The sequence below is a fragment of the Streptosporangium sp. NPDC048886 genome, from assembly GCF_055586905.1.
The window spans coordinates 223,941-247,398 of sequence record NZ_JBVJHH010000012.1; the positions used below are offsets into that span (position 1 = coordinate 223,941).

Sequence of the window (23,458 nt, forward strand, 5' to 3'; positions counted from 1 at the left end):
TTCCGCGCCGCGGCGGCCGGGCGCTCACGCGCCCCGCCCGGCCGGCGCCGGCGCGGAGCGGGCGAGGAGCAGGACCCCGCCGCCCGCCGCGGCCGCCACCGCGGCGCAGACCACCAGGGCGCCGTCGGTCCCCGCCGACAGGCCGGCGGTGCCGACGACCGCGGCCATGAGGGCAACGCCCAGCGACGAGCCGACGTAGCGGGCGGTGTTGTTCGCCCCCGACCCCATTCCGGCCCGGTGCGGCGGCACGCTCTCGATCGCCAGGTGGGTGAGGGAGGCGTTGATCAGGCCGCTGCCGATCCCGGCGACGGCCAGGCCGAGCACGATCCGGGCCCAGGGGGCGTGACCGGCCACGTCCAGGAAGGGGAGCGTGCCCGCGGCCGACAGCAGCAGTCCGAGGGCGAGGCGGCCCCGCCCGGCCAGCGGCAGGCGGCGCGCCTGCAGCGCGGTCAGGAACGACGTCCCCGCCCAGACGGCGAACAGGGCGGCGCTGCCCAGCGGGGACAGGCCCCGGGCGAGCTGCAGCACGGTCGGCAGGAAGCTCATCAGCCCGATCACCACCATCCCGACCACGAGCGCTGCGCCGGTGGCGACGGCGAAGAGGGGGCGCCGGAACAGCCCCAGGTCGAGCAGCGGGACGGGGCGGCGCCGCTCGACCACGGCGAAGGAGCCCAGCAGCAGCGCCGCGGCGGCGGACGCGACGGCCACGACCGGCTGGGACCAGCCGCCGCGGCCCTCGGTGACGGCGGTGACCAGCGCGGCCAGGCCGGAGGCCAGCAGCAGGACGCCGGGCAGGTCCAGCGGCCGGCGCTCGGCCGCGCGTGACTCGGGCAGCAGCCTGGCCCCCAGCAGCGCCAGCGGCACCGCGGCCGCGGCGACCACCCAGTAGACCGCCCGCCAGCCCGCCGCGGCGGCCAGCCCGCCGGAGATCAGCGGTCCGACGGCGATGCCCAGGCCGAGCATGGCCCCGTAGCGGCCCGTGGCGTGCAGCCGCCCGTGGCCCGCGGGGAAGGCGTGGCCGAGGGCGCCCAGGCTGGCGGTGAGCAGCCCCGCGCTGGCGGCCCCCTGCGCCAGCCGGGCCGTCACGAACATCGCCGTGTTCACCGACAGGGCCGCCATGACGCTCGCGGCGGCCAGCGCCCACATCCCGGCCAGGTAGATCCGCCGCCGCCCGTAGTTGTCGGCCAGGTCTCCGGCGATCAGCAGCAGCGCCGCCAGGCCCAGGGCGATCGCGTTCAGCAGCCAGGCCGGCCCTGCCGGTCCCGAGCCGAGGGCCCGGGCCGCCTGGGGCAGCGTGACCATGGGGGCGGTGTAGTTGATCAGCACCAGCAGCGGCGCGGCACAGGTGAGCGCGAGGGTGAGGTCCGGGGGACGGCGGATCGCGGTGAGCGTCATGGGGAGCCTTTCATGGTTCATTCACTGAACTCACAGCGACCGTAACACACGTGAGTTCAGTGAATGAACTAGCATGGGGAGCATGGCGCTCGGCAAGAACTACGAAGGTCAGGACTGCTCGCTGGCCCGCGCTCTGGAGCTGATCGGGGAACGGTGGACGCTGCTGGTGGTCCGCGACGCGCTGTACGGCGTGCGCCGCTACGGCGACTTCCTCGCCCACCTCGACATGCCGCGCGCCGTGCTCTCCCAGCGGCTGCAGGCCCTGGTGGAGGCGGGCGTGCTGGAGCGGCGCCGCTACCAGGACGCGCCGCCGCGCGACGAATACGTCCTCACCGCGATGGGGCGCGAGCTGTGGGGCCCCGTCTACCTGCTCGCCCAGTGGGGGGAGCGGAACCTGTCCTCGGCGGGCCCCCGCCGGATCTTCTTCCACACCTCCTGCGGCACGCGGATCGACCGCGACGGGCTCTGCCCGGTGTGCGGGGGACGCGCCCCGCTGGAGGAGATCGAGGTGCGGCCCGGCCCCGGCGCCGAGCTCGCCCGCGAGGACCCGGTCAGCGTGGCCCTGCGCCGCCCCCACCGGATGCTGCGGCCGCTGCCCGGCTGACCCGCCGGTCCGCCACGGTTCCGCACAGCGCGACCGGGTGACCGCGCGCCCGGTCCGGCCGTGATCACCGCCGCCGGGCGGAGGTTTGCCGTGACAGGAGAGGGTAGCGCCTTCCCCTATAGAGGTCTGCAGGGAGGAGGAACGTCATGACCGGCAGTCCGAAGGAAACGCTGTCCACGGCCGAACTGATCCGGCAGCTGTCGGAGGAGGTCTCACGCCTCGTCAGGGACGAGCTCCGCCTCGCCAAGCTGGAGCTCGCCGAGAAGGGCAGGCACGCGGGGATCGGCGCGGGACTGTTCGGCGGGGCCGGCGTCGTGGCCCTGTACGGAGGCGGCGCCCTGGTGGCCGCGGTGATCCTGCTGCTCGCCATGGCGATGCCCGCGTGGGTCGCCGCGGCGGTCGTCGGCGTGGTCCTGCTGGCCGTGGCCGCCGTCCTCGGACTCCTGGGCAAGCGTCAGGTGACCGAGGCCGGGCCGCCCGCCCCCGAACGGACCATCGAGAGCCTCAAGCACGACTTCGACGCGGTGAAGGAGAGGGCACACCGATGACTGAGACCGATCCGGGCAGGCCCGGTCGCGATGCCGGGGAGGCGGGGACCACCGGCTCGCGCAGGAAAGGAGTCGGCGAGCCCGTGACGCCCGACGAGAGCGGATCGCTGAACATCCCGCCGAACGCGCCGGAGATGTCGGAGGTCCCGCCGCCCGGCCGCGACGGGAGGCCCACCGAGGATCTCGGCGTCCCGCCGTCCGAACGGGACGGGACGCCCCGGCCGGTGGACAGGACCGGGCCCGGCCCGGCCAGGCCCGACAGGACCGATGCGGGCAGGGCCGGCGCCGGTACGGCGGTGGCCGGCGGGACCCGCGACGACAGGGCCGGCGCCGACAGGACGGGTGCCGGTAAGCCGAGCAAGGAATCCGTGCGGCGGGACATCGAGAGGGACCGCCGCGAACTAGGCGACACCGTGGAGGCTTTGGTGCACAAGACTGATGTGAAGGGCCGCGTCCAGGAGACCGCCACCCATGTGGGTGAGGATCTGCGCCGGATGGGGGCCGCCACCGCCGGCACCGCCACCGAGATGGTGGGCCGGGTCAAGGAGGCCGCACCCGAGATGGTCGGGCGGGTCAAGGAAGCAGCTCCGGAGATGGTGGGCCGGGTCAAGGAGATGACCCCGGTCGAGCTCAAGGACGCGGCGGGGAAGGTGACGACCGAGGCGGGCAAGCGCCCCGTCATGACCGTCGCCGCGGTGGCCGCGCTCGCCCTGGTCGCCTTCCGGGTGCTGCGGCGCGGCCGCCGGAGGAAGAGGTAGGCGGACCTCTTGTGAGCGGTCCTGCCCACCCCCAGGAGGGTTCCGCACGGGCCGGGCGACGACAGGTGTCGCCCGGCCCGGCTACGGGGCGGCCCGCGGCCGGGCGCTCTGGCCGCACACGGGCGGGCGGCCCCGGCCGCCGGGGCGGTCCGCCGGGCCGGGTCCGGGCGCCGCGGGCGGGACGGCCGGGTCCGCGGCCGGTGCTGTGACGATTTGCCCGACAGGGGAGCGGGTGGACGAGCCAAGCCCAGGGTCGCCGGGGTAATCTGACCGTTTCCCGGGCGAGCGGCGGACCCCCTCCTTTCCGCCCGCCCGGGATCTCCCTCCCGGCCGGGCACACCCGCCGGGCCGAGCGAGCCGATCGCCCGCGGCGCCGTACCGGCCGAGCGGGGTCGGGAGGCGTCCGGACCGAGCGGTGGTGAACCGTTCTGACGGCCCGGACGTCGTAACCGGTGCCGGGACCGCGTGACCCCTGATCCCGGAGCGGAGACGTCGCCGTGGGGTGACGTTCCCCGCAGGACACCCAGGAGGTCTCATGCGCCGTTCCTGCCGTGTTTTCGGCGTCGCCGTGGGCCTGGCCCTCATCGCGGCGGCCCTGTCCCCGGTCGCGCCCGTCGAGGCCGCCTGCCTCGGCGCCGCCAAGAAGTGCGGGCGGGACGCCCTGATCGCCATCGACGTGCGGGCCAAGGGCACGCCCCGCGCCCATCCGGGCGGGCAGGTCACCTACGTCCTCGACTACTCCATGACAAGAACGCCGTCCTTCGCCCCCTACTGGGGCTCCTACTGGGTCGGCGGCAGGTTCCCCCGGGGCGCCCGGGGCCCGGCCAGGGCCGTCCTGTTCGACGAGACAGGCCGGCGGCTGGCCGCCTTCCCCTGCCGCAGGCACTCCGACGGCGTCTGGTGCGACACCGGCGGCCGGATCCCGGACCGGGGCAGGATCGTTCTCACGGCCCGCCTGGCCCGCGGCGGAACGGCCGCGGCCGTGGCCAGAGTCGGCTTCGACAGCTTCGACGGGCTGAACGAGCAGGAGTTCGCCCGGCACCTCAACCGGCAGAAGTCCCGCGAGAAGTTCTGCAACTACCGCTTCACCAGGACTGTCACCACGACGGTGGACTCCTGAGGCAGGCCGGCGGCGCCCCCCGCGCCCCGGCGGGCGCGCGGGGTCGGCCCCCGCGTTTCGGCGGGGCCGCGGGGTCAGCCTCCCGCGGCCATGTCGAAGAAGCGCAGCTCCAGCCGTACGGCACGGCGGAAGAAGTCGAGCACGCGGAGCCGCCCGTCCTCGGCGAGCCCGGGGCCGAGGCGGTCGAGCTCGCCGCGGAGGAAGCCCACCCAGGCCCGGAACTCCGGCCCCTCGTGCAGGTCGATCCACTCACGGTGGACGAACCCCTCCGGCAGCGGCTCCTCGGCGAGGCTCGCCCAGCCCAGATAGCTCCACTCCGCCACGCACAGCACCGCCAGGATGAGCGGATAGTCCAGGCTGGTCCTGGCCTCGTCCATCAGGGCGCGGAAGTCGGCCGTCACCGGCTCCAGCGGCGGGGAGAGCAGATCCTCCGGGGCGGCGCCGAGGGCCGCGAGCGCGCGGTGGAAGTAGGTCTTCTCCTCGGCCGTGGCGGTCTCGCCCAGGAAGCGGCCGAACGGCACCCGTGACTCGAAGCTGTCCGCGCTGGCCACGGCCGCGCCGAGCAGCGCGGTGAAGGAGTCGACGAACTGGAAGTCCTGGACCAGGTAGCGGCGCATGTCGTCGTCGGAGACGTCGCCCCGGGTGATCGAGGCGGCGAACGGGTGGGTCACCACCGCGGTCCACTCCGGCTCGCTGTGCGAGCGCAGCCACTCGCTGAACGCGGGGTCGGCGGCGCCCGCGCGCCACTCGTCGTAGGGGACCGGGTCCACCGGGCTTCTCCTCGTGGTCTGGGGATGTCGATCGCTGTGAATGCTAGTCCGGCCGGTCCGGCCGGTCCGGCGCCGGGCGGCGGCCTTCCCGCCGCGCCGCCCGTCCTGACGTCCGGGTGGCGCCGCCCGCCCGTCTCGCCCGTCTCGGCCGCCCGCCCGTCCGGGGCGGTGCCGCGCCGGAGGGCCGCCCGGTGTCGCCTACGATCACTGGATGTGACCGCCTACCAGGCAATCGCGGCCGACCTGCGCGACCGGATCGTCTCCGGGGAGCTCCAGCCCGGGGACAGGCTGCCCGTCGAGCCCGACCTGTGCGTCCGGTACGGCGTCAGCCGCAGCACGGTCCGTGAGGCGCTGCGCCTGCTGGCCAGCCAGAACCTGATCAGGACCGTCCGGGGGGTGGCCGGGGGCAGCTACGTCGCCCTCCCCGACCCCGACCACATCAGCGCCTATCTGGAGACCAGCTTCGACCTGATGCGGGTGGGCGTCGACGAGCTGATGGAGATCCGCGAGCTGCTGGAGGTGCCGGCCGCGGGCCTGGCCGCGCTGCGCCGTACCGGGCCGGACCTGGAACGGCTGCGCGGCTGCATCGCCGGGGCGAGCGGCCGGGGGCCCGGCGAGGTCTTCGAGCCCAACCGCGACTTCCACATCGTCCTGCTCCGCGCGGCCGGCAACCCCCTGCTGGAGGTCGTCGCCCGGCCCGTCTTCGAGGTCCTGGAGGGCCGCTTCGTCCGTGACCGCGCCCCGCGGGCCGCTCTCGACGGCATCGATCGTGAGCACCGCGGCATCCTGCGCCACATCGAGGCGGGCGACGCCGAGGGGGCGCGGCGGGCCACCCAGGAACATCTGGACAACCTCCGGACCGCCTACTACCCCAGCGTGGAGCCTCAGGAGCAGGTCCCGTCCCGCCGGCGGCGCCCGCCCCTACCGCCGGGGCCCGCCGGGCCGCCGGTGTGACGTCCGCGTGGAAACCACCAAGCAAGCCATTGACCATCAAAACGTCAGACTATTAGCGTCAGGGTTCCGTCGTTCCGGGAGAGATCCGTGACCGTGCACGAACCCGGCCTCGGCCGGTACTACGAGGACTTCGTCGTCGGCGACGTCTACCAGCACCCGCTCGGCCGCACGATCAGCGAGGCCGACAACACCTGGTTCACCCTGCTGACGATGAACACCAACCAGAACCACTTCAACGCCCACTTCGCCGGACGCGCCCCGGTCGGCAAGGTCATCGTCAACTCCGGACTGACCGTGGCGATCGTCCTGGGCATCTCGGTGATCGACGTCAGCCAGACCGCGCTGATGAACCTCGGCTGGGACGAGATCAAGCTGACCCACCCGGTGTTCCTGGGCGACACCCTCTACGCCGAGTCGATCGTGGTGGACAAGCGGGAGTCCGGGTCGCGGCCCTACGCCGGGATCGTCACCTGCCGCACGCGCGGGCTCAACCAGGACGGAGACGAGGTCATGTCCTGGCGCCGCGCGGTGATGGTCTACCGCCGCGACGCCCCGCACGACAAGAACTACTTCCCGCAGGCCAAGAACGGGCCCCTGACGGCATGAGGCCCGCGTCCGCATGAGGCCCGCGTCCGGGCCGCAGGGGAGCCTCGGGTCCGCACCCGCGGCCCCGTGATCACGGCCGCCGGCCTCCCCGTGTTCGAAAGGACCCCGCCATGGATTTCGAGCTGAACGACGAGCAGCGGCTGTTCCGCCAGACGCTCAGGGAGTTCGTGGACAAGGAGATCGTGCCGGTCGCCTCGGAGTGGGAGCGGACGGGCCGCTACCCCACCGAGATCGTCGAACGGTTCCGGCAGATGGGCCTTTTCGGGATGACGGTCCCCGAGGAGTACGGCGGGCTGGCGCTGGACCGGGTGTCGTTCGCGCTGGTCTTCGAGGAGATCGCGCGCGGGTGGATGGGGGTGGCCGGGGTGCTCGGCTCGCACTCGCTGGCCTGCTGGATGATCGCCCGGCACGGCACCGAGGAGCAGCGCGCCGCCTACCTCCCGGACCTGGCCACCGGCGCCCGCCGTACCGGCATCGCGCTGACCGAACCCGCCGCGGGCACCGACCTGCAGGGCATCCAGACCCGGGCGGTCCGCGACGGCGACCACTACGTGATCAACGGCACCAAGACGTGGATCACCAACGCGCGCCACGCCGACCCGATGCCCGTCCTGGTCAAGACCTCCGTCACCGAGCCCGCGCACCGCGGCATGTCCATGATCCTGGTCGAGGCCGGCACCCCCGGCTACACCGTCAGCCGGGACCTGCCCAAGCTCGGCTACAAGGGCACCGAGACCTGCGAGATCGTGCTGGAGGACGTCCGGGTCCCGGTGTCGCGGCTGCTCGGCGGGGTCGAGGGGCGGGGCATGCAGCAGGCGCTGTCGGCCCTCGAGCTCGGCCGGGTCAACATCGCCGCCCGCGCGGTCGGCATCTCCCAGTGCGCCTACGACGCCGCGCTGAACTACTCGCGTGAGCGCCACGCCTTCGGCCGGCCCATCGCCGACTTCCAGGCCGTCCAGCTCAAGCTCGCCGACATGGCCACCGACATCCAGGCGGCCAGGCTGCTCACCTACTGGGCGGCCACCCGCTCGGAGAGCGGCGCGGTGAACTCCGAGGCCGCGATGGCCAAATACTTCGCCTCGGAGGTCGCGCTCCGGGCGACCATGGAGGCCATGCGGATCCACGGAGGCTACGGCTACTCCCAGGAGTTCGTCATCGAACGCCTCTACCGCGACGCGCCCCTGATGGCCATCGGCGAGGGCACCAACGACGTCCAGCGGATGGTCATCGCCAGGTCCCTCATCTCCGGCGACGCCAAGGTGGGCTGGTGAGTCCGGTGCCGCCACGGGGGGCCGACGCGCGGTGACGCTAGGGTCGGGTGGTGATCCGATCCGCGCTGTACGTCCCGGGTGACCAGCCCGGCAAGCTCGCCAAGGCCCTCGGCCGGGGCTCCGACTCCCTGATCGTCGACCTGGAGGACGCCGTCCTGCCCGCGCACAAGGCCGCGGCCCGCACCGCCGTGGCCGGCTGGCTGCGCGGGCTGGGCCCCGGCGGCCCCGAGATCTACGTCCGGGTGAACCCGGGAGAGGCCGGTCACGAGGACCTGCGGGCGGTGGCCCTGCCGGGGGTACGCGGCGTCTGCGTGGCGAAGACCGAGTCGGCCGCCGAGCTGGCGGCCGTGGACGCCGTGCTGAGCGCGGCCGAGGCCGCCGGGAGCCTGCCCGCGGGCTCGATCGAGGTCTGCCCGCTGCTGGAGAGCGCCGGGGCGATCCTGGCGGCGCCGGAGATCGCTCGGGCGCCCCGCGTCTCCCGGCTGCAGATCGGCGAGGCCGACCTCCGCGCCGACCTCGGCGTCGAGACGGGCCCCGACGAGCGTGAGCTGCTCTGGGCCCGCTCCCAGGTCGTGCTGGCCTCGGCGGCGGCCCGGCTCGCCCCGCCCCTCGCCCCGATCAGCACCGACTTCCGCGACCTCGACGCCCTGCGCGCCTCCACCGTCGCCCTGAAACGCCTGGGCTTCCGCGGCCGCACCTGCATCCACCCCGCCCAGGTCGCCGTGGTCAACGAGGTCTTCACCCCCACCGAGGAGGAGCTGGTCCGGGCCCGCGACCTGATCGCCCGCTTCGAAGCCGCGGAGACCGGAGTCGTGACCGACGCCCAGGGCCGGATGGTCGACGAGGCGATCGTCCGCGCCGCCCGCCGGCTCCTATCCTGATGTGATGCCAGCCGGAGAATGCCTGTTCTGCGCCATCGGGACGGGGGAGCAGCCGGGCCACGTCGTGCTCTCCGACGACGTGGCCGTGGCCTTCCTGGACACGCGACCGGTCTTCAAGGGCCACGTCCTCGTGGCGCCCAGGACCCACGTCGAGACCCTCACCGACCTGCCGGCCCCGCTGACCGGGCCGTTCTTCGGGCGGGTCCAGTCCGTCGCCGCCGCCGTCGAGCAGGGACTGGAGGCGGGCGGCACGTTCGTCGCGATGAACAACCGGATCAGCCAGAGCGTCCCCCACCTCCACGTCCACGTCGTCCCCCGCAACCGCAAGGACGGCCTGCGAGGCTTCTTCTGGCCCCGCACCAAATACGACGGCCCCGCCGAGGCCGATTCCTACGCCCTCCGCATCCGCAGGGCCCTCGGACCGGGGTGAGCCCAGGGGCACCCGGCGTCACCGTGTCACGGCCGTGTCGCGACGGTCGCCGCGCTCCGGGGCGGACGGAGCGCCGTCACGCGGTCCGTTCCAGTACGGCGGCGCGCAGGCCCCGCCGCAGGAGGGCGGGGACGCACAGGACGGTGCCCAGGGCGCCGATCCACACGGCGACCGACAGCCCGCCGAGCGCGGTGGCCCCGGCGGCGAGCAGGCTGCCGAGGGCGATCGCACCCCAGATCAGGAAGCGGTGGACCGCGCCCACCCGGCCGAGCAGCTCGGCGGGCGTCTCGGTCTGCCGGAGGGTCAGCGACGTCGGGCTGAAGGCGCCCTCGCCCACGCAGTGCACGATGCTGCCGGCGACCAGCCCGGCCGCTCCGGCCGTACCGCCGACGGAGCCGAGGACCGGCATCGAGACGATCCCCAGGACCGACACCACGGCGGCGCCGAGGAGGGTGCGCGGGGTGCCGAACCGGCGGATCAGCCGGGCCGACAGCAGGTTGCCGATCGGGTAGCCGGCGGCGGCGGCCCCGATCACGACGCCGATCCACTGCGGGGTCAGGCCGAGCACGTTGCGGCAGTACAGCACCAGGCTGGTCTCGACCATGCTGAGGAACAGGACATAGGTGGTGCCGCACATCAGGAGCGGCTGCAGCGTCGGGTGGCCGAGCGCGAAACGGAGCCCGGTGGCGATGTCACGGCGGAGCCAGCCGCGCTCCCGTACGGTGCTCGCGCGCGGCGGCTCCCGGTGCCGGATCAGCGCGAGTGAGGTGACCGAGACGGCGAAGCTGAGCACGTTGGCCGCGAGCGCGCCGACCAGGCCCAGCGCGTGGATCAACGGCCCGGCGGCCATCGGGCCCAGGGCCTTGGAGGCCGACTCCGACAGGGCCAGACGGGTGTTGCCCAGGTGCAGATCACGCGGATCGGGATAGAGGCCGGGCAGGTAGGAGGTGTAGGCGACCTGGAAGAACACCACCGCGCAGCCGCTCACCAGCACCAGGCAGAACAGCAGGGGGAAGGTCAGCGTGTCGGTGGCGGCCAGCGCCCAGATCCCGCCGAAGGCGGCTACCTGCACGCCGTCGCAGACCAGCATGGTGACGCGGCGCGGCAGCCGGTCCACGATCGCCCCGGCGGGCAGGCCGAGCGGCAGGAAGGGCAGGAACAGCGCGAAGGGCAGCAGCGCGGCCTGGGCGGGGGTGGCCTCCAGCACGGTGACCGCGAGCAGCGGCAGCGCCAGCGTCATGAACTGGTCACCGAAGAGGGACAGCGACTGGCCCGTCCAGAGCAGGCCGAAGTCGCGGCGCACGGTGGGCGCGCGGGTGACGGGGGGAGGGGTGGTGGTGCCGGTGGACACGGGACAGCCTTCCGGGTCAGAAGATCGAGACGGGCCCCAGAGACGGGCGGGCCTCCAAAGGATGCCGACCTGCTCCGGGGCACGGCTGGCGGGAAGCGGACCCGGATGTCCGCTCCGTAACGACGTCCGATCTCCGCCACCGCGCGGCGGACCGGCCCGGGGAGCCGCGCACTTTAATGATCTACAACGTAAAGGCGCTGGGTGGGTCAACAGTCATCCCGCCGGTCAACAGTCATCCCGCCGGTCAACAGTCATCCCGTCGGTCAACGATCATCCCTGGGACGGTGGATCCCGGCCATGACGGGGATCCGGCACGGCGGGCGCGGGCCGTGCCCGATCCCCGGGTGGGGCCGTATCGGCCCCTGCGCGCGCTCCTTGGCGCCGGACGGGCCGTGAGGACGGTCAGGGCCGTGAAGATGCTGAGTCCGAGGACCCCGCGCGCTCCTCGACGCCGGACAGACCGCCGGAGGAGGCGCTCACGGACCTGGACAGATAGGGTCCGGGGCGTGGAACCCGTCGTCGCCGTGCTGTTGATCGCCACTCTGGTCGGTGTCCCGGCCCTGGTGCTGTGGCGGGTCCTGCGCGGCCGGCGGGAGCTGGGCAGCAGCCCGGCCGAGCGGGCCACGTTCGAGACCCTGCACACCGCCTCGCTGGCCGCGCCGCCGCTGCGGGCGGGGCTGACCGAGGCGGGCACCCAGAAGGCGTCCCGGCATCTGCGCGAGCTGCTCGGCTCCCCGGCGCTGGCGATCACCGACGGCGAGCGGCTGCTGGTCTACGACGGCGAGGGCGACCACCACGCCAGGGAGGCGTTCACGCACGCCGCCAAGACCCTCGCCGGCGGCCGGACCCAGGTGCTCGGCCCGGAGGTCGTCTCGTGCGAGATCCCCGAGTGCCCGATCAGGTTCGCGGTCGTGGTGCCGCTCACCACCGACGGCCGGGTGGTCGGCTCGCTGGCCGCCTACGGCGGGCACGCCTCGGCGGGCCTGGTCCGGGCCACCCACGAGGTGGCGAGCTGGGTGGACTCCCAGCTGGAGCTGGCCGAGCTCGACCGGTCCAGGACGCGGCTGATGGAGGCCGAGGTCCGGGCGCTGCGTGCGCAGATCTCCCCGCATTTCATCTACAACTCGCTGACGACCATAGCGAGCTTCGTCCGCTCCGACCCCGACCGCTCCCGCGAGCTCCTGCTGGACTTCGCCGACTTCACCCGCTACTCCTTCCGGCGGCACGGCGAGTTCACCACGCTGGCCGAGGAGCTGCGCTCCATCGACCGCTACCTCACCCTGGAACGGGCCCGCTTCGGCGACCAGCTCCAGGTCACGCTGCGGATCGCTCCGGAGGTGCTACCGGTCGCGGTGCCGTTCCTGTGCCTGCAGCCGCTGGTGGAGAACGCCGTCCGGCACGGCCTGGAGAACAAGTCCGGCGCCGGCCGGATCTCGATCATCGCCGAGGACGCGGGCGCCGAGTGCCGGATCAGCGTGGAGGACGACGGCGTCGGCATGGAGCCGGACCGCCTGCGCCGCATCCTGGCCGGTGACGCCGACGAGCGCTCCGGTGCCGGGGGAGTGGGCCTGGCCAACGTGGACGAGCGGCTGCGCCAGGTCTACGGCGACGAGTACGGCCTGGTGGCCGAGACGGGCAAGGGCGCCGGCACCAGGGTCAGCGTCCGCCTGCCGAAGTATCACCCCGGCGTGTCCGCCCACTGACGCGCCGCACGGGACCGGCCCTCGCTCCGAGCCCGTCGCCGGTCTCACCCCGTCACCGGCCCTGTTGCCGTTCCCGTCTCGACGCTGATCCCGTCGCCACTGTTGACACGTGATGTCTGATTCATCACCCTCTAGGGATTCCCACGTGAGCGATCTGGAGGAGTGACCGTGACCGGCCTGCGTGTCCTGGCGGTGGACGACGAGCTCCCCGCCCTGGAGGACCTGGCCTACCTGCTGCGCGACGACCCCCGCATCGGGGAGGTCTCCCTCGCCAGGGACGGGGCCGCCGCGCTGCGGGTCCTGGACCGGGCGATCGCCGACGGGAAGCCGATCGACGCCGTCTTCCTCGACATCCGCATGCGCGGCCTGGACGGGGTGGTGCTCGGCAGGCTGCTGTCGCAGTTCGCCAACCCGCCCCGGGTGGTGTTCGTGACGGCCTACGAGGAACACGCGGTGGACGCCTTCGAGATCAAGGCGGAGGACTACCTGCTCAAACCGGTCCGGCCGGAGCGGCTGGCCGAGGCCATCCGGCGGGTGTGCGTCTCGGCCGAGCTGCCCGACAGCGACAGTGCCGGCCGTACCGACCCCGGCACCATCCCGGTGGAGCTGGGCGGCGTCACCCGGTTCGTGGCCGGCACCGAGGTCCGCTACGTCGAGGCGCAGGGCGACTACGCGCGCCTGCACACCGCCGGGGGCAGCCATCTGGTCCGCATCTCGCTGGCCACGCTGGAGGAGCGCTGGTCCTCGGCCGGGTTCGTCCGGGTGCACCGCAGCCATCTGGTCGCGGTCAAGCACATCGACGAGCTGCACATCGACTCGGGCCGCTGCGTGGTCCGCATCGGCGAGACCGAGATCCCGGTCAGCCGCCGCCACACCCGCGAGCTGCGCGACCTGCTGGTCCGCCGGGCGCGCAAGGGGCGGTCCGAATGAGCCGGGAGAGCAGGGAGCCGGAGCCCCGCGAGGAGGCGGAGCCCCGGCGGCGGATGGCCGACCGGCTCGCCCGCGCGGTCGAGCGGCCGCGCAAGGACGCCGACCGGCCGGACCGGCCGCGCAGGGAGGTGGAGCGCCTCGCCCGCGCGTTGGAGCGGCCCCGCAGGGAGGCCGACCGGCCGCGCCGCGAGGTCGTGACCAGCCCCCGCACCACGGCCGCCCGCCATCCCCGCTATCCGGTGACCCGCGAGATCGACGAGCAGACCCGGCTGGGCGAGGTCTACATGCGTTCGCTGATCCGCACCCAGTTCCGGCTGGCCCTGTTCGTCTGCACGGTGCTGGGCTGCGTGGTCGGCGGCCTGCCGATGCTGTTCCTGCTGGTGCCGGAGTTGCGCGAGGCCCGGCTGCTGGGGATCCCCCTGCCGTGGGCGGTGCTGGCCGGCCTGATCTATCCGGCGTTCGTGATCGGCGCCTGGCTCTACGTACGGCAGGCCGAACGGAACGAGCGCCACTTCGCGGAACTGGTGGAACGGGCCCGATGAACACCGCCTACGGTGTGACCGCGGTCGTGCTGGTGGTGCTGGCGGCGGTGCTGATCGGGGCGTTCGGCATCCGGCTGTCGCGCACCACCTCGGACTTCTACGTCGCCTCCCGCACGGTCTCCCCGCTGTGGAACGCCTCCGCCATCGGCGGGGAGTATCTGTCGGCGGCGAGTTTCCTGGGCATCGCCGGGCTGATCCTGGCCTACGGCGCCGACATGCTCTGGCTGCCGGTCGGCTGGACCGGCGGCTATCTGGTGCTGCTCGTCCTGGTCTCCGCGCCGCTGCGCCGCTCGGGCGCCTACACGCTGCCCGACTTCGCCGAGGCGCGGCTGGAGTCGATGGCCGTGCGCCGCCTGGCCGGGGTGCTGGTCGTGTTGATCGGCTGGCTGTATCTGATGCCGCAGTTCCAGAGCGCCGGCCTGGTGCTGGGGGCCATCACCGGTGCCCCGGAGTGGGCCGGGGGGCTGCTGGTGGCGGCCGTGGTCGCGGTGAACGTGATGTCGGGCGGCATGCGGTCGATCACGTTCGTGCAGGCCTTCCAGTACTGGCTCAAGCTCACCGCGCTGGCGGTGCCGCTGGTGTTCCTGCTGCTGGCCTGGCGTTCGGGCGGCGCGCCCGGGCTGAGCGCGCAGGACGCGGCGACCTGGGCGCTGCCGCTGTCCAGTGGTAAGGAGTACGGCCTCTACTCGACCTACTCGCTGATCCTGGCGACATTCTTGGGCACCATGGGGCTGCCGCACGTGCTGGTCCGCTTCTACACCAACCCCGAGGGCCGGGCCGCGCGCCGTACGACGTTGGTGGTGCTGTCGCTGCTCGGCGCCTTCTACCTGCTGCCTGCCGTCTACGGCGCGCTGGGGCGCATCTACGTCCCGGAGCTGCGGGGCAGCGACATGGTGGTGCTGACGCTGCCCGGGCGGCTGGTCGGGGGAGTGGCGGGCGACCTGCTGACCGCGCTGGTGACGGCGGGGGCGTTCGCGGCGTTCCTGTCCACCTCCTCCGGGTTGACGGTCTCGGTCGCGGGCGTCATCGGGCAGGACATCTTCAAGGGCGGCGGGGTGCGCTCGTTCCGGGTGGCGGCCCTGCTGGCTGTGGCTGTGCCGCTCGCCCTGGCCGCCTCGGCCCGGTCGCTGCCGGTCGCCGACGTGGTGGGGCTGGCGTTCGCGGTGGCCGCCTCCTCCTTCTGCCCGCTGCTGGTGCTGGGCATCTGGTGGTGGCGGCTGACCTCGACCGGGGCGGTGGCCGGGCTGCTCGCCGGCGGGGGACTGGCCTGCGGCGCGGTTCTGACGACCATCGTCGGGGGGCCGTACACCGGCCTGGCCGGGGCCCTGCTCGCCCAGCCCGCCGCCTGGTCGGTGCCGGTCGCCTTCGCCGTCATGGTCGTGGTCTCGCTGCTGACCCCCTCTCGCATCCCGGCCGGTGTGGCCCGCACCATGGTCCGCCTGCACACCCCTGAGACCCTCGACCTCGACAGGGGTGACTGGCGGCCCAGATCCTCTTGACGTGATCCCATTACATATGTCGGAATGTCCTGTAACCAAGGGCGTCTCCGTTACTGACGTGAAGGGGTGTGCGGTGGGCAACAGCAACTCCAACGGCCAGTCGCTTCTCCGGCCGGACGGCTTCCAGCTGGAAGACGGCTTCTCGTTCACCCTCGCCGAGCTGCTGCTCCTGGACCAGTTCTTCACCGTGCGGTCCGCGCCGGGCGCGTTCTGACAGTGGTGACACGCGCCCAGCGCGAACGCTGCGCCGGTCTGGCCGAAGCGCTGTCGGTCATCGAGTCGGTGCTCGCCGCCGCCGGCCTCTCGGCGGACTTCCTCTCCACGGGCTCGCCGGAGTTCCCCGTGCACCGCTGCACCGTCCGCGACTCGGCCGGGCGCGTGCTCACCGCCTCCCTCGGCAAGGGAGCCGGTGCGCAGAGCACGGTCAGCGCGCTGTTCGAGGCGTGGCAGCACCTCCAGCACGAGGAGGGCCAGGCCGGGCTCGCCGGCGACCGCCGACGGGCCCGGGTGGTGCCCATCGCCACCGTGGTGGCCCAGCCGGAGCTGTGCGGGGAGGAGATGATCCACCGGCTCGCCCGCGACTATCCGGACGTCGACCTCGCCTGCCTGCGGGCCGAACCCCTCAACCCGGAGCTGCCCGCGCTGTGGTATCCGGCCTTCGCCCGGTCGCCGTCCTGCCGCAGCCACCCGATCCCCGGCGACGACCTGCGCTACGAGCCCTACCTCCGCTACGCCTACGACAGCGGCACCGCCAGCGGGGTCACCGAGCCGGAGGCGGTCCTGCACGGTCTGCTGGAGGTCATCGAGCGCGACGCGCTCTCCCACGCCCTCCTCGACTGGTATCTCGACGGGCGGTCGCCGCTGTCCGGGCTCGGCCCCGATCTCCTCCCGCCCGATCTGCGCCGCCTCCACGACGAGGCGGCGGCCCGGCTCGGCGCGCCCCCGCTCATCATCGACATCACCTCCGACCTGGGCGTCCCCGCCTACTGTGCGCTCCCTTCGCGCGTCGGCCCCCATCCCGGGGTGGTCGGCTCCGGAGCCTCCCTCGACCCCGAGTACGCCGTGGAGCGCGCGCTCGGCGAGGTGATCCAGTCCTCGTTCAACATGTCGCTCGGGGTGGACCTCACCCTCGATCGCAGGCTGGAGAGCCTGCGGCGGTGGCCGCTGCTGGAGCGCTGCGCCAGGCTCGACCCGGCCCCGCTGCTCGACCGCCTCGTGTTCGACGCGCGGCTGCCCGGGCCGGAAGGCGGCTGCGGGCGTGGGGCCGGAGACGTCGACGGGCAGATCGCCGCGATCCTGAAGACGCTGGAGCGTGCCGGGTTCGCCGCCTACACCTTCCGCTGGAACCCCGCGCACGACAGGTGCCCGGTCCTGACGGTGATCGTGCCCGGCCTGGAGACGTTCGCCATGGTCCACAGCGCCGTCCCGGTGTTCCCGACGGGCCGGGCCGTACGGCGGCTCGCCGGTCACCGGTGATGCGGGCGGTCCTGCGCCGTCGCCGGTTCCGGATCATCTACTCCGGCATGGTCACCAGCCTGCTGGGCGACGCCTCGTTGCTGCTGGTCCCGGCGATCCTGGCCAAGAAGCTCACCGGCTCGGACGGCGCGGCGGGGCTGACCCTGTTCTTCTTCACACTGCCCCTGTGCCTGTCCCCCCTCCTGGGCCAGGTGATCGACCGGGTCGACCGCAGGAGGTTCCTCGTCGCCACGTGCCTGCTGTCGGCGGTCAGCCTGGCCCCGCTGACCGCGGTGACCGGCAGGGACACCTTCTGGCTGGTCTATCCGGTGTCGGCGGCCATGGGCTGCTCGTACGCGGCGGTGTCCGGGGCGCTCAGCGGGCTGCTGAAGAGCGTCCTGCCCGACGACCTCCTCGCCGAGGCCAACGGCGCGCTGCAGACCGCCCGGCAGGGGCTGCGCCTGCTCGGGCCGCTGCTGGGGGTGGCCGTCTACACCGGCTACGGCATCGGCGCGGTCGTCCTGCTCGACGCGGTCACCTTCCTCGTCGCCGCGGCGGCCTTCGCGGCGCTGCCGGCGCCGCCCCCCGTCCCGGCCGCGCCGCGTGGCCACCGGCGCGAGGAGTTCTGGGCCGGGGCCCGGCACCTGGTCGCGGACCCGGCCCTGCGCCGCGCGGCCGGGGCGTTCTGCCTGATGTTCACGCTGGCCGGGATGACCGAGTCGCTGATCTTCGCGGTCATCGACCGGGGCCTCGGCAGGTCCCCGGAGTTCACCGCTCTCACCTCCACCGCGATGGGCGTGGGGGCGGTCGTCGGCGGGCTGTGCGGGGCCGCGGTGATCGCGCGCCGGGGCGAGCCGGCCGCGATCGGCACGGGCATCGCCCTGTACGGCGTGGCGGTCATGCTGTGGACGGTCCCCGTCGAGGCGGTCGTGCTGGCCGCGATGACGGTGGCGGGCGCCGGCCTGACCCTGGCCGGTGTGGCCAGGACGACCCTCGTGCAGCGCCGCAGCCCCGGTCACCTCGTCGGCCGGGTCTCCACCGCCTTCGAGGCCGCGGCCGGGGCCGCCCAACTCCTGTCCCTGGTCGCAGGCGCGGTGCTGGTCTCAGTCGTCGACCACCGCGTCCTGCTGGCCGTAGTCGGGTTGACCGTCTGCTGCGCCGCGGCGCACGCCCTCCGCGGCCGGCGTCCACACGCGCCGGCCGCCACCCCGATGTCGGACACCTCGATGTCGGGCATCTCCCGGGAGGATCCGGCCGCGGTGTCATCCTCGCGACGTACTCCTCAAGGACACGGCCCTGGCCACCGGGGCGGATGCGGCAGGAGGGGGCAGGCGTGACAATGTGCCTGTGGAGACAGAAGAACGACGCCGGCCGCTGCGCGCCGTCATCGCCGACGACCAGGCGCTGGTCCGCACCGGGTTCCGGATGATCCTCGCCGCCGACGGCATCGAGGTGGCGGCCGAGGCGGCCAACGGCGCCGAGGCGGTCGCCGCCGTCCGGCGCACCAGGCCCGACGTCGTGCTCATGGACATCCGGATGCCGCAGATGGACGGCATCGAGGCCACCCGGCGGATCCTGGCCGGCGGGGCCGACGAGACCCGCGTCCTCATCCTGACCACCTACGATCTCGACCACTACGTCTACACGGCCCTGGCCGCCGGCGCCAGCGGCTTCCTGCTCAAGGACGTCACCCCCGAGCACCTGGTGGCCGCGGTGCGCCTGGTGCGCTCCGGCGACGCCCTGCTCGCGCCGACGATCACCCGCCGCCTGGTCGAGCGTTTCGCCCCTCGCGACGACACCGGGGCCGCCCTCCACCGGGATCTGTCCGAGCTGACACCACGGGAGCTGGAGGTGCTGCGCCTGCTCGCCACCGGCCTGAGCAACGCCGAACTCGCCGACCGGTTGACCCTCAGCCCGACGACGGTCAAGACCCACGTCGCCCGGATCCTGTCCAAACTCGGCCTCCGCGACCGGGTCCAGGCCGTCGTGGTCGCCTACGAGACCGGGCTGATCTCCCCTGGTGGTTCAGGGTGATCCGCACGGGGTCTTCTTTCGGTCGCCTGCGGCGCGCAGACTGAGCCTTATGTGGGACTTCGATGTTCTCGTCCTGGGGTCCGGGCCGGGTGGGCAGAAGGCGGCGATCGCCGCGGCGAAGCTCGAACGGCGGGTCGCGGTGGTCGAGCGCCGTAACATGATCGGCGGCGTCTGCATCAACACCGGCACGATCCCGTCCAAGACGCTGCGCGAAGCCGTGATCCACCTGACCGGTCTCAACCAGCGCGGCATGTACGGCCAGAGTTACCGGGTCAAGGATGAGATCACCGCGGCCGATCTGGGGATCCGCACCCAGCACGTGATCGGCCGGGAGATCGATGTGATCCGGAGCCAGCTGGCCCGTAACCATGTGGCGATCCTGCACGGCATGGGGCATTTCGTGGATCCGCACACCGTCGGCGTGGTCGACGACAAGGGGCACGAGGTCGCGATCACCGCGGAGAAGATCATCATCGCGACCGGCACCCGCCCGGCCCGGCCCGACACCGTGGAGTTCGACGAGCACACGATCATCGACTCCGACGGCATCCTGCACCTGCGGGACGTGCCGGACTCGATGGTGGTCGTCGGCGCCGGGGTGATCGGTATCGAGTACGCCTCCATGTTCGCCGCCCTGGGCACCAAGGTCACCGTCGTCGAACGCCGTGAGCGGATGCTCGACTTCTGCGACCTGGAGATCGTCGAGGCGCTCAAGTATCACCTGCGGGATCTGGCGGTGACCTTCCGCTTCGACGAGACCGTCGCCGCCGTGGAGAAACGCGCCCGCGGCGCGCTGACCGTCCTGGAGAGCGGCAAGAAGATCCCCGCCGAGACCGTGATGTACTCGGCCGGCCGGCACGGCATGACCGACCGGCTCACCCTGGAGCGGGCGGGCCTGGCCGCCGACGGGCGCGGCCGCATCGGTGTCGATGAGCACTACCGCACCGCGGTGGAGCACATCTATGCCGTCGGCGACGTCATCGGCTTCCCCTCCCTGGCCGCCACCTCCATGGAGCAGGGCCGCATCGCCGCCCACCACGCCTGCGGCGACCCCCTGCCCGGCATCCACCACCTGCAGCCGATCGGCATCTACACCATCCCCGAGATCAGTTTCATCGGCCGCACCGAGGACGAGCTCACCCACTCCCACGTCCCCTTCGAGGTCGGCATCTCCCGCTACCGCGAGCTCGCCCGCGGGCAGATCATCGGCGACACCTACGGCATGCTGAAGCTGCTGGTCTCCCCGGAGACCCGGGCGCTTTTGGGCGTGCACGTCTTCGGCACCGGCGCCACCGAGCTGCTGCACATCGGCCAGGCCGTGATGGGCTGCGGCGGCACCATCGACTATCTCGTCGACGCCGTCTTCAACTACCCCACCCTGGCCGAGTCCTACAAGGTCGCCGCCCTGGACGCGATGAACAAACTCAGGCGGGTGGCCCGCTTCGAGCTGTGAGCCGGGAACAGGGGCGTGCCCACCGACGACCGTCACGACAGGCCGAACTCGACGCCGTTCGGACGCAACTCGACGGGCCGAACAGGCAATGGCGGCTGAAGAACATCACCGGCGAACCGTTCTTCAGGAACGCGCCGGACCTGGAGCGGGAGACAGTCGCGCCAGGGACGGAGAAAGCACGCACGCCGCGCAGATCCAGCAGCGCAGGGCGGGCGTCGGTCGGCGCAGATCTCGTACGGCGGCGCCGGCACCTGCCGGAGGAGGGTGGCTTCCCCTTGTCGACCAGGCGGGTCTACCTTCGTGAGGCGTTCCACGCGGTGATCGTCCACCCGGCGGGCAAGGGGGCGCGGACCTTCGAAACCGAGACAAGACGCTCATCAAGATCAAGATCCTGATGTCCAAGTACAAGGTCGACCGCGGCCTGACCGTGCCCCGAGCCGGTGCGGTGCTCAAGGCCGCCGGGAACACCGACCGACCGCCCTCTGTGTCCTGGTGCTCTGCCTCGGCCTGCGGCGTGAGGATCTCCTCGGGCTCCGCAACCATGGCCGCTGCAGGCGTGATCAGAATTGGTTCGAGGGGTCAGCCCCGTGCGGACGGAAGCCGGCCGTCACGTCGTTTACTGGGAAACGCGCCGGTTGCCCGGTCAGGACCCGCACGGCCTCTTCGGCGGCGACGTGCCGGACCGTTGTGATGGCCTCCTCGGAGTAGTAGGCGGAGCGGGGCGTGACGATCACGTTGGGCAGCTTGAGGAGGGGGTTGCGCGGGCGCCGGTCGCGTTGTTTCGCGGGTTCCTCCTCGAGGTCGTCCAGCGCTGCGCCGGCGATCCATCCTTCGGTGAGTGCCTGGTGGATCGCCGCATCCTCCACGATGGGTCCCCGCGCGGTGTTGATGAGGATGGCGGCCGAGTCGTTCAACGCGACCCTCAAACGCGAGACCCTGCAGGGGGCGCGCCACTGGCCCGATGCCCGAGCAGCCCGCCTGGCCGTGTTCGGCTGGATCACCCGATACAACACGGTCAGGCGGCATTCCCGCCTCGGCCAGATCAGCCCGGTCGATTACGAGAAAGCTGCAGGTAGCCTGAAGCCCGCCGCCTGAATTCGGTGTCCACGTTCAGGGGGGAGCCCCCCAACAGCCTTCCCCCCTCTTGAGGGGACGCCCATGAGCCCGTCGCTGTATCCCACACCGCTGTACGGACACGTCGAAGGCTCTCCGGGACCAGGCTCCTGGAGCGGCGGAGCGTGGGACCCTCCTCCCAGGCGAGAGATGGTCTCAGGGAAGGATGGGATCGGAGGCGCCGGGGGCGACGCTGAAGGCATGAGAATCAGGAATCTGATGATCGCCGCGATCATGGCGCCGGCCGCCTTACCCGCATTACCCGCTTTATCCGCCTTACCCGGCGTTCCCGCGGCCGCTGCGGAGCAGCTCCATGAGTGCGCCAAGGCGACGACCCGATGTGACGGCGCGATCTCGGTGCCCCTCGACTGGAGCGATCCGTCATCGGAGCGCATCACCGTGGCATTCGCCTGGCTGCCCCGGAAGGGCGCGGCCGGCACCGTTCTCGCCGCCCCGGGTGGGCCCGCCCCCGCGCTACCCGACATGCCGATCATCGAGGAGACACTCGGCCCGGTGCTCGATAGGCAGAACCTGCTGGTGGTCGAGCCCCGCGGACTGGGCAAGTCCACCCCGCTGCGCTGCCCCGGCCTCAACCTGAACCTCCCGGAGACCATCGGCGAGTGCGCCGCGCGTCTGGGTCCCCGCGTGCAGTTCTTCACCACCGACCAGGCTGTGGCCGACATGAACGCGGTCCGCCAGGCCCTGGGCGTCTCCAAGGTGACGTTCTACGGCAATTCCTACGGCACGCTGTCCGCCCAGGCGTACGCGACCCGCTATCCCGAAAGCACCGCCGCGGTGTTCCTCGACAGCACCGTGACCACGACCCCGGAGGGCTACGCGAGCTGGCCGGTCCGGACCCGGCTTGACTCCCTCGACCTCGTCTGCGCGCCCTCCCGTGCGTGCCGGGCACTGCCCGGCACGCCCCGCGGCACCTGGACACGGCTCGTGGCGCGTCTGCGCGCTCACCCTGACCCGCGGGTGCCGCTCACCGCGCTCGCCGCCGTAGGGGCCAGTCTCTTCCAGCCGGTGTTCGGCCGTGAAACCAACGCCGCCGCCGCGGCCTACCTGCACGGCGATCGGGCCGCGCTGCACCGGCTCGCCCGGGCCGTGGGCACGGGCCCGACCCCTGCGCTGGAGGGAGCACACTGGGCGGGATATCTGGCCTACCGGTGCGGCGACGGCGCGTTGCCGTTCGGCAGGGACGCGTCACCGGCCGAACGCAGCCGCCAGCTTGAGCGCCACTACCTCAAGGAACGCCCGCTGAGGCCGTTCACCGTCGCCGAGCTGGGAGGAAAGACACCCCTGGAGTTCTGCGTGAACTGGCGGACTCCGCGTCACAGCCCGCCGGTGCCAGCGGACACCGGATACCCGCCGGTGCCGGTCCTGGCGGTGGGCGGGGACTTCGACACCCACCGCCCGGCGGAGGTCGCGCGGACAGTCCGGCGTTTCCCGGACAGCACGTTCATCCGGGTCCGCTTCGGCGGGCACAGCCTCGCCTGGGGAGACCAGCGGGTCAACCGGTGCGTCCGCGCAGTGATGCGGTCCTTCCTGAGCGATCCGTCCCGTCCGGTCCCTCCCTCCCGGTGCAGCGCGGAGAACTATCGCGCGGTCGGGGCCTTTCCGCGGTCGGCCGGAGAGGTGCCGCCGGTACGCGCCTCGGGTCTGTCCTTCAAGGAACGGCGACTCGTCGCAGCGGCCTTCGCCACCGTCGAGGACGCCTGCGCCCGCCGTAACCCCTACTCGTTGGTCCACTCACTGCTGAAGACGGAGCCTGGTCTGCGTGGAGGCCGGCTCGACTTCGACGACAAGGCGGGCACGATCGCGCTTGACGAGGTCCGCTCCGTCGACGATCTCACGGTCAGCGGCCGCATCCGTCTCGAGGGGAGCGGGAAGGCCACCGCGCGACTGCTCGTCAACGGAACCGGCGGCAGGCCGCACGAGGTCCGCCTGTCGTGGCCGGCGTTCCGGGCGCAGGCGCGTCCCCCCGTCTCCGGCGCCTTCGACGGGCACGCGTTCACTTTTTGAGGCGGCGGCCATGCCC

Annotated in this window: 23 protein-coding genes and 1 pseudogene; 20 read left to right on the forward strand and 4 right to left on the reverse strand. The window is 72.8% G+C overall.

The features are described from left to right. Positions 1 to 24: 24 nt before the first annotated feature. Complete coding sequence (locus tag ACZ6R6_RS17490) at positions 25 to 1,416, reverse strand: MFS transporter (RefSeq protein WP_470094458.1); 1,392 nt, start codon at positions 1,414 to 1,416, stop codon at positions 25 to 27. Between the two features lie 61 nt (positions 1,417 to 1,477). Here ACZ6R6_RS17490 and ACZ6R6_RS17495 point away from each other — a divergent pair, with 61 nt between their 5' ends. The 4 genes from ACZ6R6_RS17495 (at position 1,478) to ACZ6R6_RS17510 (ending at position 4,425) form a co-directional block, all read left to right on the forward strand. Then, on the forward strand, positions 1,478 to 1,999 hold the full coding sequence (locus ACZ6R6_RS17495; protein ID WP_470094460.1) for a winged helix-turn-helix transcriptional regulator: 522 nt from the start codon (positions 1,478 to 1,480) through the stop codon (positions 1,997 to 1,999). A 146-nt stretch (positions 2,000 to 2,145) separates the two neighbouring features. Next, a complete protein-coding gene (locus ACZ6R6_RS17500; protein WP_470094462.1) occupies positions 2,146 to 2,547 on the forward strand; it encodes a phage holin family protein in 402 nt (133 codons plus the stop codon). Further along, positions 2,544 to 3,305 (forward strand): DUF3618 domain-containing protein, encoded by a 762-nt coding sequence (locus ACZ6R6_RS17505; RefSeq protein WP_470094464.1) that lies wholly within the window; start codon positions 2,544 to 2,546, stop codon positions 3,303 to 3,305. The genes ACZ6R6_RS17500 and ACZ6R6_RS17505 overlap by 4 nt, the downstream gene beginning before the upstream one ends. Before the next feature lie 535 nt (positions 3,306 to 3,840). After that, positions 3,841 to 4,425: a hypothetical protein gene (locus ACZ6R6_RS17510; RefSeq protein WP_470094466.1), complete on the forward strand. Its 585-nt coding sequence runs from the start codon at positions 3,841 to 3,843 to the stop codon at positions 4,423 to 4,425. A 74-nt stretch (positions 4,426 to 4,499) separates the two neighbouring features. On the opposite strand, the gene ACZ6R6_RS17515 is transcribed toward ACZ6R6_RS17510, so the two are convergent. Further along, positions 4,500 to 5,195 (reverse strand): TenA family protein, encoded by a 696-nt coding sequence (locus ACZ6R6_RS17515; protein ID WP_470094468.1) that lies wholly within the window; start codon positions 5,193 to 5,195, stop codon positions 4,500 to 4,502. A 213-nt stretch (positions 5,196 to 5,408) separates the two neighbouring features. Here ACZ6R6_RS17515 and ACZ6R6_RS17520 point away from each other — a divergent pair, with 213 nt between their 5' ends. The 5 genes from ACZ6R6_RS17520 (at position 5,409) to ACZ6R6_RS17540 (ending at position 9,337) form a co-directional block, all read left to right on the forward strand. Then, on the forward strand, positions 5,409 to 6,149 hold the full coding sequence (locus ACZ6R6_RS17520) for a FadR/GntR family transcriptional regulator (RefSeq protein WP_470094470.1): 741 nt from the start codon (positions 5,409 to 5,411) through the stop codon (positions 6,147 to 6,149). An 87-nt stretch (positions 6,150 to 6,236) separates the two neighbouring features. Beyond that, complete coding sequence (locus ACZ6R6_RS17525) at positions 6,237 to 6,755, forward strand: MaoC family dehydratase (protein ID WP_306868266.1); 519 nt, start codon at positions 6,237 to 6,239, stop codon at positions 6,753 to 6,755. 110 nt (positions 6,756 to 6,865) lie between these two features. After that, complete coding sequence (locus ACZ6R6_RS17530) at positions 6,866 to 8,026, forward strand: acyl-CoA dehydrogenase family protein (protein ID WP_470094472.1); 1,161 nt, start codon at positions 6,866 to 6,868, stop codon at positions 8,024 to 8,026. 50 nt (positions 8,027 to 8,076) lie between these two features. Further along, complete coding sequence (locus tag ACZ6R6_RS17535) at positions 8,077 to 8,907, forward strand: HpcH/HpaI aldolase/citrate lyase family protein (protein WP_470094473.1); 831 nt, start codon at positions 8,077 to 8,079, stop codon at positions 8,905 to 8,907. Positions 8,908 to 8,911: 4 nt separating this feature from the next. Continuing rightward, a complete protein-coding gene (locus ACZ6R6_RS17540; RefSeq protein ID WP_470094475.1) occupies positions 8,912 to 9,337 on the forward strand; it encodes an HIT family protein in 426 nt (141 codons plus the stop codon). Positions 9,338 to 9,413: 76 nt separating this feature from the next. On the opposite strand, the gene ACZ6R6_RS17545 is transcribed toward ACZ6R6_RS17540, so the two are convergent. Next, entirely contained in the window at positions 9,414 to 10,688 is a 1,275-nt protein-coding gene (locus ACZ6R6_RS17545; RefSeq protein WP_470094477.1) for an MFS transporter, read from the reverse strand. 506 nt (positions 10,689 to 11,194) lie between these two features. Here ACZ6R6_RS17545 and ACZ6R6_RS17550 point away from each other — a divergent pair. The 9 genes from ACZ6R6_RS17550 (at position 11,195) to sthA (ending at position 20,304) form a co-directional block, all read left to right on the forward strand. After that, positions 11,195 to 12,391 carry a sensor histidine kinase gene (locus ACZ6R6_RS17550; RefSeq protein ID WP_306868276.1) on the forward strand — a complete coding sequence of 399 codons (1,197 nt, stop codon included), beginning with the start codon at positions 11,195 to 11,197 and terminating at the stop codon, positions 12,389 to 12,391. A gap of 168 nt (positions 12,392 to 12,559) precedes the next feature. Further along, on the forward strand, positions 12,560 to 13,321 hold the full coding sequence (locus ACZ6R6_RS17555; RefSeq protein ID WP_470094479.1) for a LytR/AlgR family response regulator transcription factor: 762 nt from the start codon (positions 12,560 to 12,562) through the stop codon (positions 13,319 to 13,321). After that, a complete protein-coding gene (locus ACZ6R6_RS17560) occupies positions 13,318 to 13,863 on the forward strand; it encodes a hypothetical protein (RefSeq protein WP_470094481.1) in 546 nt (181 codons plus the stop codon). Before ACZ6R6_RS17555 ends, ACZ6R6_RS17560 begins: the two co-directional genes overlap by 4 nt. Next, entirely contained in the window at positions 13,860 to 15,362 is a 1,503-nt protein-coding gene (locus ACZ6R6_RS17565; protein ID WP_470094483.1) for a sodium/solute symporter, read from the forward strand. The genes ACZ6R6_RS17560 and ACZ6R6_RS17565 overlap by 4 nt, the downstream gene beginning before the upstream one ends. 73 nt (positions 15,363 to 15,435) lie before the next feature. After that, a complete protein-coding gene (locus ACZ6R6_RS17570; protein WP_470094485.1) occupies positions 15,436 to 15,576 on the forward strand; it encodes a hypothetical protein in 141 nt (46 codons plus the stop codon). A 5-nt stretch (positions 15,577 to 15,581) separates the two neighbouring features. Continuing rightward, positions 15,582 to 16,838 carry a YcaO-like family protein gene (locus ACZ6R6_RS17575; RefSeq protein ID WP_470094487.1) on the forward strand — a complete coding sequence of 419 codons (1,257 nt, stop codon included), beginning with the start codon at positions 15,582 to 15,584 and terminating at the stop codon, positions 16,836 to 16,838. Next, a complete protein-coding gene (locus tag ACZ6R6_RS17580; RefSeq protein ID WP_470094489.1) occupies positions 16,838 to 18,154 on the forward strand; it encodes an MFS transporter in 1,317 nt (438 codons plus the stop codon). Before ACZ6R6_RS17575 ends, ACZ6R6_RS17580 begins: the two co-directional genes overlap by 1 nt. 10 nt (positions 18,155 to 18,164) lie before the next feature. Beyond that, the gene (locus ACZ6R6_RS17585) at positions 18,165 to 18,851 is read left to right on the forward strand and encodes a response regulator (protein WP_451931397.1); all 687 of its coding nucleotides are present in this window, start codon (positions 18,165 to 18,167) and stop codon (positions 18,849 to 18,851) included. 49 nt (positions 18,852 to 18,900) lie between these two features. Then, positions 18,901 to 20,304, forward strand: a complete 1,404-nt coding sequence (gene sthA, locus ACZ6R6_RS17590; RefSeq protein WP_470094491.1) for a Si-specific NAD(P)(+) transhydrogenase — start codon at positions 18,901 to 18,903, stop codon at positions 20,302 to 20,304. Between the two features lie 560 nt (positions 20,305 to 20,864). Here the strand turns inward: sthA and ACZ6R6_RS17595 are convergent. After that, complete coding sequence (locus ACZ6R6_RS17595) at positions 20,865 to 21,170, reverse strand: NAD(P)-dependent oxidoreductase (protein WP_470094532.1); 306 nt, start codon at positions 21,168 to 21,170, stop codon at positions 20,865 to 20,867. Positions 21,171 to 21,201: 31 nt separating this feature from the next. Between ACZ6R6_RS17595 and ACZ6R6_RS17600 the strand changes: the two are divergent. Next, positions 21,202 to 21,399 (forward strand): annotated as a pseudogene (locus ACZ6R6_RS17600) (integrase core domain-containing protein); the annotation flags it as partial. Positions 21,400 to 21,618: 219 nt separating this feature from the next. Beyond that, entirely contained in the window at positions 21,619 to 23,442 is a 1,824-nt protein-coding gene (locus ACZ6R6_RS17605; RefSeq protein WP_470094493.1) for an alpha/beta fold hydrolase, read from the forward strand. Positions 23,443 to 23,458: the final 16 nt, after the last annotated feature.